The 10,181-nt window shown below is 66.9% G+C and carries 10 protein-coding genes; all 10 read right to left on the bottom strand.

Annotated elements, in window-relative coordinates; genetic code table 11:
• Window positions 1–76: 76 nt before the first annotated feature.
• On the bottom strand, window positions 77–1,441 hold the full coding sequence (locus ACO6VM_RS20440; protein WP_422403727.1) for a PepSY-associated TM helix domain-containing protein: 1,365 nt from the start codon (window positions 1,439–1,441) through the stop codon (window positions 77–79).
• Between the two features lie 58 nt (window positions 1,442–1,499).
• Window positions 1,500–3,566 (bottom strand): TonB-dependent copper receptor, encoded by a 2,067-nt coding sequence (locus tag ACO6VM_RS20435; RefSeq protein WP_422403726.1) that lies wholly within the window; start codon window positions 3,564–3,566, stop codon window positions 1,500–1,502.
• 67 nt (window positions 3,567–3,633) lie between these two features.
• Complete coding sequence (locus ACO6VM_RS20430) at window positions 3,634–4,065, bottom strand: DUF2946 domain-containing protein (RefSeq protein ID WP_125860604.1); 432 nt, start codon at window positions 4,063–4,065, stop codon at window positions 3,634–3,636.
• A gap of 20 nt (window positions 4,066–4,085) precedes the next feature.
• Entirely contained in the window at window positions 4,086–4,571 is a 486-nt protein-coding gene (locus ACO6VM_RS20425) for a copper chaperone PCu(A)C (RefSeq protein WP_422403725.1), read from the bottom strand.
• Window positions 4,572–4,619: 48 nt separating this feature from the next.
• The gene (locus ACO6VM_RS20420) at window positions 4,620–5,009 is read right to left on the bottom strand and encodes a DUF2946 domain-containing protein (RefSeq protein ID WP_390965981.1); all 390 of its coding nucleotides are present in this window, start codon (window positions 5,007–5,009) and stop codon (window positions 4,620–4,622) included.
• Between the two features lie 295 nt (window positions 5,010–5,304).
• Window positions 5,305–6,159 carry an SPFH domain-containing protein gene (locus ACO6VM_RS20415; RefSeq protein WP_401060978.1) on the bottom strand — a complete coding sequence of 285 codons (855 nt, stop codon included), beginning with the start codon at window positions 6,157–6,159 and terminating at the stop codon, window positions 5,305–5,307.
• Between the two features lie 27 nt (window positions 6,160–6,186).
• A complete protein-coding gene (locus tag ACO6VM_RS20410) occupies window positions 6,187–6,624 on the bottom strand; it encodes an NfeD family protein (RefSeq protein WP_422403724.1) in 438 nt (145 codons plus the stop codon).
• 425 nt (window positions 6,625–7,049) lie between these two features.
• Complete coding sequence (locus ACO6VM_RS20405; RefSeq protein ID WP_422403723.1) at window positions 7,050–7,817, bottom strand: cobalt-precorrin-6A reductase; 768 nt, start codon at window positions 7,815–7,817, stop codon at window positions 7,050–7,052.
• The gene (locus ACO6VM_RS20400) at window positions 7,814–8,908 is read right to left on the bottom strand and encodes a cobalt-precorrin-5B (C(1))-methyltransferase (RefSeq protein WP_422403722.1); all 1,095 of its coding nucleotides are present in this window, start codon (window positions 8,906–8,908) and stop codon (window positions 7,814–7,816) included. The genes ACO6VM_RS20405 and ACO6VM_RS20400 overlap by 4 nt, the downstream gene beginning before the upstream one ends.
• Window positions 8,901–10,112: a precorrin-6y C5,15-methyltransferase (decarboxylating) subunit CbiE gene (gene cbiE, locus ACO6VM_RS20395; RefSeq protein WP_422403721.1), complete on the bottom strand. Its 1,212-nt coding sequence runs from the start codon at window positions 10,110–10,112 to the stop codon at window positions 8,901–8,903. The genes ACO6VM_RS20400 and cbiE overlap by 8 nt, the downstream gene beginning before the upstream one ends.
• Window positions 10,113–10,181: the final 69 nt, after the last annotated feature.

The raw sequence follows: 10,181 nt of genomic DNA, 5'->3' as shown, positions 1-10,181 counted from the left end.
CTTCGCGGGGCAAGCCCGCTCCCACGCCAATCTCACAGGGCAGGCGTGGGAGCGGGCTTGCCCCGCGATTGCGACATCAGGCCCTGACCATCACCCGGCGCCTCACCACCAGGCTATCCACCACCCACATCACCACCATCGACACCCCCACCAGCGGGAACGCCACGCCCAGCACCACCATCACCCCCACGGCGGTCTTCCAACGCGGCAGGTCATGGCGCAGCGGCGGTACGCCCAGGCCGCTGGCGGGCTTGCGCTTCCACCACATCACCAGCCCGCTCACCGACCCCAGCAGGATCATCAGGCACACCAGCAGGATGACGATCTGGTTCAGCGGCCCGAACATCTTGCCCTCGTGCAGCATCACGCCAAGCTCGGTGGCGCGGGCCACCGGGCTGTAGTCCTGCCAGCGCACGTCGGCCAGCACCTTGCCGGTGTATTGATCGACATGCAGGGTGGCATCGTTGCGCGGGTCGTCGGCGAACACCGCGATGGTGAACACACCGTCGGCCGTGGTTGGCAGGGTGATGCTGTAACCCGGCGCGACCTGGCGCAGGGTGGCGACATCCTCGACCTGCTGCAGGCTGACCTGCGGCGCGGCGGGTGCCTGGTCGGCCATGTGATGGCCGGCGTGCTCGGCATGCGCGCCGGACACCGGCATCGGGGTGTTTTCCAGCGCCCAGGGCACGGTCTGGCGGTGGGCGTCGTTCAGCTCGCCCGCCTGCTTGTCCGACTTCGGCACGTCGTTCCACATGGCCGCCGGGAAGCGGTTCCACAGGTCGGCGTACTGCTTGCCCCACAGGCCGGTCCAGGTCATGCCGCTGATCAGCATCAGCAGCAACAGGGCCGAACCCCAGAAACCGGTGACCGCGTGCAGGTCGCGCCACAGCACCCGGCCGCGTGCGCTGAAGCGTGGCCACAGCACCCCGGCGCTGCTGCGCCCGCGTGGCCACCACAAATAGAGGCCGGACACGACCAGGACGGTGCCCCAGCCGGCCGCCAGTTCCACCAGCCGGTCACCGAGCGTGCCGACCATCAGCTCGCCATGCAGGGCGCGGGCGATGGCTTGCAGGTTCTGCTTGCCGTCCTGCTCGCCCAGCACCTTGCCGCTGTACGGGTCGACGAACACATTGAGTTCGCGCCCGCCGTCGTGCACCACGAACTGCGCGCTGCGCTCGGCGTCCAGTGGCGGCAGGTACTGGCCCACATGCCCTTGTGGATAAGCCTGGCGCACGTTGGCCAGCAGGGTGTCGGCGTTTTGCCGGTGGTGGCCGGCCTCGACCACCATCAAGTCGCGGTACATCAGCGGGTCGAGCTGTGGCTTGAACAGGTAGATGATCCCGGTGATCGCCAGCAGGATCATGAACGGCGCGACGAACAGCCCGGCATAGAAATGCCAGCGCCAGGCCAGGTTGTAGAACGATACGTTTGGTTTGCTCATGGGAGCCTCCCGTAGACCTGAGTTGGGCGCGGTCAGGCCCCGCGCCCGTTTGTTGTTGTCAGAAGCTGAAGTCGACCTTGGTCCAGAAGGTCCTGCCTGGCTCGTTCACCGGCGGTGTACTGCTGGCCGGGTAGCCGAACCCGGCGTTCCCTGCCAGGTTCAGGTGCTCGGCGTAGGCCTTGTCGAACAGGTTGTCGACGCCCGCGCTGAGCTTGAGGTTGTTGTTGATCTTGTAGGCGCCGTTGAGCGAGAACACGCCGAAGCCGGCGCTCTTGCCGTAGTCCTTGCCCACCACGTTGCCCTGGTTCTCGGCAATGCGGTTCTGCTCGGCCACCAGCCGCCACAGCGTGCCGACGCTCCAGGCGTCACGGCTGTAGCTCAGGCCCAGGCGGCTTTCCAGGGGTGGCATCTGCGGCAGCGCCTTGCCGTCGCTGCTGTTCTTGCCCCAGGCGTAGGCCAGGGTGGCGTCGGCCTTCCAGTTTTCCGTGAGCTTGTAGGCCGCGCCCAGCTCGCCGCCCATGATGCGGGCGTCGATGTTCTGTGCCTGGGAGGTGTAGCCACCCATCATGCTGCGGCGGTAGTCGAACAGGATGTAGTCGCGCACCTGGCCGACGTAGCCCGAGGCCCAGGCCTCGAGGCGTTCGCCCTGGTACTGGATGCCGAAGTCGAGCTGGGTGGTCTTCTCAGGCTTGATGCCGTCGAAGGCGTTCGCCGAGCCGGCCGGGGCCAGCTTGGGCGAGAACAGCTCCCAGTAGTCGGGGAAGCGCTGGGCATGGCCGAGGCCGATGTAGGTGGTCGCGGGGATTGCCGCCAGGTCGTGCTCATAGCGCACGAAGCCGCTGGGCAGGGTGTCGGCACGGGTGTCACCCTGGGTCGGGCTGGCCTTGCGGAAGTCACGGGCCGAGGCACGGTCCAGGCGGGCGCCGGTGATCAGGCGGTCTTCGCCTGTGGCGTACCAGGTCAGTTCGCCGAAGGCGCCGTAGTTGTGGAAGTCGGCGTCCTTGGTCCAGGGTTGGCCCTTGTGCGCGTCGATGCCCATGCCGCCGCGCTGGCGGTGCTCGTTGGTCTGTGCGTCGATGCCGCTGATCAGCTGCACGTCGGCCCAGCGCCAGGTGGCCTTGATCCGTGCGCCCATGGTGCGGCGGTCGACGTTGCTGACCATGGGCATGCCCATCATGCCGGTGCCCGACGGGGTGCGCAGGCTGTAGTTGTCCATCACGTGGTCGGCGTAGTTGTAGTAGACCTGCGCCTCGACCTTGTCGAGCACTTCGCCGAGGTTGGACTTTTCAAAACGCAGGCCGAGGCTTTCGCGCTTGAACTGCGAGCCGTCCATGCCGCGCCCGGCAGAACGGGCCTCGCCGTCGCCCTTGCCGGCGGTCAGCTCCAGCAGGGTGTCGGCGTCCGGTGTCCAGCCGACGGTGGCATCACCGTTCCACTTGTCCCAGCGCGAGGGCACGGTGTCGCCGTTGCCGTCATCGAAGTCGTCGGAGTGCGACTGGTTGCCGATGAAGCGCACATAACCCAGCTGGTTGCCGGCGGCGGCGTCGAGCACCTTGTCGAAGCGGCCATTGGAGCCGACCAGCACGCTGCCGTTGACCCGGCTGCCGAGCTCGCCGAACTTTTCCGGTTCACGCTCGAAGAGGATGGTCCCGGCGGAACCACCGGGGCCCCAGATCACGCTTTGCGGGCCCTTGATCACGGTGAGGCGGTCGTAGGTTTCCGGCGAGATATACGAAGTTGGCGCATCCATGCGGCCGGGGCAGGCGCCGAGCATCATGCCGCCGTTGGTGAGGATGTTCAGGCGCGAGCCGAACATGCCACGCAGCACCGGGTCACCATTGGTGCCGCCGGCGCGGATCACCGAGAACCCAGGGATGGTCTTGAGGTAGTCGGCGCCGTCGCTGGCCGGCACCGGCTGGCGTGGGTCCTTGGGGTTGGTGACCACGGTCAGTGGCGAGCTGGGGGCGATGGCGGTGATCACCGTCGGGCTCAGCTCGGCAGCGTCGTGGGTGTGGCCTTCGTGGCCGGTTTCGGCGGCCACGGCCAGCGGTGCGAGCAGTGAGCCGCACAGCAGGGCGATGGTCCCGCGCAGGGAAAGGGCAAAAACAGGGGTACAGCCGGACATAGTGATTCCAGTCGATCAGTCGTGAGTCAGCGCGAAGCCTCCTGGCTTCGGGCAGTAAAAAGTGGTTTCAGACGACGATCGAGATGGGGGGCGCGCGGCTGCGCGCGCCGGGGAATACAGCCTGCCGGGCATGGCCCTGGCGCGTGGCGACGGGGAGGTGGACGGGTGGGAGTACGCTGCCCGCGGTAAGCGGGCTGAGGGTCTGGGGCAGGGCGGGGCAGTTGAACAGCAGGCTGCAGTAGCCGCACTTTTCCCACATCACATGCAGCTGGCCATCGTTGCCGTGGCCCTGGTGATGATCGTGGCCATGCTCCATGGGCATGGCCATCGACATGTCCATCGGCATGGACATGCCGGCGTGGTGCTCCATCGGCATCGACTGGGAAACCAGTGGGCCGATGAAGATCATCCACATGGCGAACAGGCTCAGCCAGCCGCCACCGACGCGCCTGCGATCAGGGCGGGTGCTGCGGGTTGAGCTGTTGCGCGGCAGGCTCATGGTGAGCGCCTGTCAGCTGATCAGTGTGCGTGTTCGTGCGACGCGGGCTGGTCGGCCGGTGGCTGCTTCTGCACGGCGACGTCGACGGTGACGTCACCGGCTTTTTCGAAGTGCAAGGTCAGCGGGAAGCGCTTGCCGTCCGTGAGCAGGCTGCGGTCCTTGGGCTGCATGATCATCACGTGGTAGGCGCTGGGGGCGAACACCACATCCTTGCCGGCCGGCACCACGACGCTTTGCACGTGCTGCATCTTCATGGCGCCGGCGGCGCTCATCACGTGTTCGTGCAGCTGGGCGTCGTCGGTGATGGGGCTGTCCACCGAGAGCAGGCGGTCATCGGCCTTGCCGTTGTTGTGCACGACGAAGTAGGCCGCCACGTTGGGCGCGTTCGGCGGCAGCTCCAGCGACCAAGGGTGGGCGATGTGCAGGTCGCCTGCTTTGTATTCATGGGCATTGGCATAGACGCCGGGCAGCAGCAGGGCGGCCAGGACAAGGGCTTGCTTGAGCATGGGTGAATCTCCGGTCTGTTCAGGTTCTGATGCACAGCGTAGTGAACATCAGGCCAGCGGAGAGGCACGGGGATTGAGCGCGGGCCATAACTGGCGCGGCGTGGGCTGGTAGTCGGCGAGGTGCGGGATGTGCCCGGCCAGCAGCAACGGCGGGTTGTGCAGTTGTGGCGGGTAGCCGGGCAAGGCCAGCAAGGGCGCGGCGCCCGAGCAGCACCAGCAGTTCATCATGCTGGCGCTGTCATCGCTTTGCGGGCCGAGGTCGATCTTGGCCAGGGCCTGTACATCGACCTTGGCCTTGTTCGCCATGCTCGAACAGAAAGCCCCCCACAGCAGCTGTTCTGCCGGGCCCTTGGGCGCGGCAGAGGACAGCGGCATGGCCAGCAGGTTGAACAGCACTGCAAGGCAGGCTATCCAGGCGATGTGCCGACGTGGGGGCATGGAGAGATCCGGTCAGGAATCGTGGGGGGTATTGTACGGCGGAGTATAGGTAAAAATGCCGGGGTGCGGTGAAGTGCCGCACCTGGGGCAGATCACCGCACGTTCGTGGGAGCGGGCATTGTGGGAGCGGGCTTGCCCCGCGATGGGGCCAGGCCTGGGAATGATGTTGCCCGGGCGGGCCCCATCGCGGGGCAAGCCCGCTCCCACAACCCCTGCTCCCACAACCCCTGCTCCCACAACCCCTGCTCCCACAACCCCTGCTCCCACAATCCCCGCTCCCGCAGGGCCGGTGATGTCAGGCCTTGGCGCGGCCCATCAAACCGCGCACGGTCTCTTGCAGGTCCGCAGGCAGCACAACGACTTTCGAATTGTCGCTGGCAGCCAGGTTCTCCATCGCGCCGATGTAGCGCTCACCCAGCAGGTACATGGCCGGCACCGTCTCGCTGCCCACCGCTTCTTTCACCAGGGTGATCGCCCGTGCCGAGGCCTCGGCCAGGTTGACCTGGGCTTCGGCATCCAGCTTGGCGGCTTGCAGGCGTGCCTCGGCTTCGAGAATGGCGGCCTGCTTGTTGCCTTCGGCGCGGGTCACATCGGCTTTACGCTCACGCTCGGCGGCAGCCTGGCGCTCCATGGCGGTCTGCATGCTCGGCGATGGCTTGATGTCCTGGATCTCTACCGAGCGCACGGTCACGCCCCAGTCTTCGGTCTGCTCGGACATCGCCTCACGCAGGCGCGCCTTGATCTGCTCGCGGCTGGACAGCGCTTCGTCCAGCTCCATGGCGCCGACGATGGCGCGCAGCGAAGTCATGGTCAGGCTGGTGACGGCGAACGAGAAGTTCTGCACACCGTAGGAGGCTTTCTGTGGGTCGACGACCTTGGCGAAGCACAGGGCGTTGGCGACGATCACCGCGTTGTCCTTGGTGATGATCTCCTGCTGTTGCACGTCGAGGATGATGTCCTTGGTCGGCAGGCGGTAGGCAACCACGTCCATGTACGGGATGACGATGTTCAGGCCGGGCTTGAGGGTGCTGTGGTAGCGGCCCAGGCGTTCGACGATCCATTCCTCGCCCTGAGGCACGATGCGCACCCCCTTGAACACGGTGATCAGGACGAATACGGCGAGGGTGGCGACGACGATGAGGCTGGTCATTTTTGCGAACTTCCTTTTAGTGCGGATTCAAGCCCGGGTGACCCGGGCGGTATTGCCTTCGATGGCGGCCAGGCGAACACGCTCGCCGGCGGGGATGTCGCTGTCGGCGACGCAGGTCCATTCCTCGTTGCCGAGGATCGGCTTCTGGAAGCGCACGCGGCCTTTCTGGAATTGCGAGACGCTGGCGGTCAGCAGGCCGACCTCGCCGATCACGCTGTCGGCGGTCCAGCGTACGTCCGCTTTCTTGCGGCGGAACACTTTGAACCACAGCACGGTGGTGATGGACGAGAACACTACCCACAGCAGCCCTTGCATATCCAGTTGCAGGCTGGGGGCGAGCAGCGTGATGAACGACACCAGCACGGCGCCGATGCCGAACCAGAGAATGAAGAAGGTGGGGAGCACCAGTTCCAGCAGGATCAGGGCCACGCCGAAGACGAGCCAGATCCACCATTGCATTTCCATATGGGTGGAGCCTTCCAGTAGAGGGGGGGTGAGTTTACGGCAAGAGCGGCGGGTGGGGCCATCGGTTGGGTGTGGCTCTGTGTTTCATGGAGTTTGTGTCAGGGCTGACAGGTGTTCGGCGAAAGATATGCAGCGCAGCCAGGTGTTCGCCGAAGGTTTTACAGCGCCTGTGAGATCGAGCGCCGCCCGCGCGGCGCATCGCGGGACAAGCCCGCTCCCACATTTGTTTCGGGCCAGTCTTTCCTGTGCCATTACCTGGTCCGCCTTGTTGGTACGACGCGCTTTTGGCGTGGTCGCTAACGCTGCTCCACATGACTCAAGGCATGCACCAAGGCGGGCAGCGGTACTTTCACAGGACTCATTGGCCCGAAACAGATGTGGGAGCGGGCTTGTCCCGCGATGCGCCGCGCGGGCGGCGCTCGATCTCAAGAGCGCTGCATATCTATCGGCGAACACTTGTCAGCCCTGACGCGATATGTCTCCAGCGCCTCCAGCAGCACCTCAGGCCTTTCGAAAACCCGCTCCACCTCCGGCAACACCGGCCGCCTGAGCACCAACACAGGCACCCCCCGCTCCCGCGCCACCTCCAGCTTCGGCTCGGTGGCCGCGCTGCCGCTGTTCTTGCTCACCAGCACATCGATTTGCCGGCGTTCGAACAGCGCGCGCTCATCGTCGATACGGAACGGCCCACGCGCACCGATCACCTCGCAGCGCTCATTACCCGGGCAAGCGTCGAGGGCACGAAGGGTCCAGAACTGATGCAAAGGAATCTCGTCCAGATGTTGCAGCGGCTCGCGCCCAAGGGTAAACAGCGGTCGCTGGAACGGCGCCAGTGCCTCGATCAACTCATCCCAGCCCGCCACCTCGCGCCAGTCGTCCCCCGGTTGCGCCTGCCAGGCCGGGCGCCTGAGCGCCCAACAGGGAATGCCGGCCATGGCCGCGGCCTGTGCGGCGTTTTGGCTGATCTGCGCGGCATAGGGGTGAGTGGCATCTACCAGCAGCTCGATGCCTTCCTCACCCAGGTAACGCGCCAGGCCCTCGGCGCCACCGTAGCCGCCGACCCGAACCTGGCAGGCCAAATCCTGGGGCACGCGGCCGATGCCGGCGAGGCTGTATACATGCTGCGGCCCAAGCGTGCGGGCGATGGCCAGGGCCTCGGTAACCCCGCCCAGCAGCAGGATGCGCCCCTTCATTGCACACCCGCCTTGCCGACGATGCCGCCCTGGCGGTCGATGGCAAACACTTCCACCTGCACCTGGGCCGGCACCACGCTGCGGGCGAAGGCCAGCGCATGGCGGCAGACTTCGTCGCCCAGGGCGATACCGGCGGCGTGGGCCAGGGCGAGGGCCTGCTGACTGGTGTTGGCGCCGACGATGGCCGTTTGCAACGCTGCGTCTGCGCCAATGTCGGCGGCCCAGCCGGCCAGCTGTGGCAGGTCGATGCTCGAATGGCGGCTGTGCAGGTCCATGTGCCCGGCAGCCAGCTTGCTGATCTTGCCGAAGCCGCCGCACAGGCTCAGGCGTGGCACCGGCACCTTGCGCAGGTGCTTGAGCACGGCGCCGACGAAGTCGCCCATCTCGATCAGGGCGATTTCGGGCAGGCCGTACACCCGGCGCATGGTGTCTTCGCTGGCGTTGCCGGTGCACGCGGCGATATGGGTGTAGCCGTTGGTGTGGGCAACATCGATGCCTTGGTGGATCGAGGCGATATAGGCTGCGCAGGAGAACGGTCGGACGATGCCGCTGGTGCCGAGGATCGACAGCCCGCCGAGGATGCCCAGGCGCGGGTTCATGGTCTTCAGGGCCAGGGCTTCACCGTCGCGGACATTGACCGTGACTTCGAAACCACCGGCATAGGCGCATTCGTTTGCCAACTGCTGCAAGTGCTCGCTGATCATCCGCCGCGGCACCGGGTTGATCGCGGGCTCGCCAACACCCAGCACCAGGCCCGGACGGGTCACGGTCCCCACGCCTTGCCCGGCGACAAAGCGGATGCCGGGCTCGGCGAGCAGGCGCACCTGGCTGTACAACAGCGCCCCATGGGTGACATCCGGATCGTCGCCGGCATCCTTGAGCGTGCCGGCCTCGGCGCCGTGTGCGCAGGCGCGGCAGAACTCCAGGCGCATCTCTACCACCTTGCCCTTGGGCAGGGTGATGTGCACCGCATCATGGTGCTGGCCGGTCAGCAGCAGGCGTGCTGCCGCAAGGCTGGTGGCGGTGGCGCAGCTGCCAGTGGTCAGGCCGCTGCGCAGGGGCGCGGGTTGTTCTCGGGTTTCTTCACGCATCGAGAGGCTTGACCACGTCGAGCAGGGTGATCGGCAGCGCCTGGCGCCAGGTGTCGAAACTGCCCAGCGGCTGGGTGTGGGCGATATGGATGCGGGTCAGTTCGCCGCCATGCAGTTCGCGGAACTGCGCCAGGGCGACTTCGCTCTGCAAGGTCACGGCATTGGCCACCAGCCGCCCGCCAGGGCGCAGGCGCTCCCAGCACAGCGCCAGCACGCCTTCGCCGGTGACGCCGCCGCCGATGAAGATCGCATCGGGGCGCTCCAGCTCGTGAAGCGCCTGCGGGGCCTTGCCACGAATCAGCTGCAGGCCGGGTACGCCCAGGGCATCGCGGTTGTGTTCGATGAAGCCCTGGCGGCCTTCGTCGGCCTCGATGGCCAGGGTGCGGCAGCTGGGGTGGGCACGCATCCACTCGATGCCGATCGAGCCGCAGCCGGCGCCCACGTCCCACAGCAGTTCGCCGGGCTGCGGCGCCAGGCGGGCCAGGGTGATGGCGCGCACATCGCGTTTGGTCAACTGGCCGTCATGACGGAAGGCGCTGTCCGGCAGGCCGGCGACGCGGGGCAGGCGCGGGGCATCGGCGCTGGCCTGGCAATCGATGGCGACCAGGTTCAGCGCGGCGATATCGGCGTGCGGCCAGTCTTCGGCCGTGCCGCTCAGTTGGCGCTCCAGTGGCCCGCCGAGATGCTCGAACACCTGCAGGCGGCTCGGGCCGAAGCCGCGTTCGCGCAGCAGCGCGGCGATGGCGGCCGGGCTGTGTTGGTCGTTGCTCAGCACCAGCAGGCGCAAGCCGCTGAACAGGTGGGCATTGAGCGCGGCCAGCGGGCGGGCGACCACCGAGACCACCTGCACGTCCTGCAATGGCCAGCCCAGGCGGGCGGCGGCGAGGGCGCAGGAGGAGGGCATTGGCAGCACCTGCATCTCGCTGCTGGGCAACTGGCGCGCCAGGCTGGCGCCGACGCCGTAGAACATCGGGTCGCCGCTGGCCAGTACGCACACCGGCTGGCCGCGCAGGGCCAACACCGGCTCCAGCGAAAACGGGCTGGGCCAGTGGAGCTGCTCGGCGCTCGCGCAGTGGGGCAGCAGGGCCAGCTGGCGCGGGCTGCCGACGATGTGCGCGGCCGCCAGCAGGGCACGTCGGGCCTGCTTGCCCAAGCCGCTGAAGCCGTCTTCGCCGATGCCTATAACTGTGAGCCAGGGGGCCATGTGTTTCGTTCCGCCAATGTTGGAGCCGCTTCGCGCCTCTTCGCGGGTAAACCCGCTCCCACAGGTGCA

Origin of the sequence: Pseudomonas sp. GZD-209 (assembly GCF_049310485.1) — a bacterium.
GTDB lineage: Bacteria > Pseudomonadota > Gammaproteobacteria > Pseudomonadales > Pseudomonadaceae > Aquipseudomonas > Aquipseudomonas sichuanensis.
This window is presented reverse-complemented; position numbering and strand designations above follow the sequence as displayed.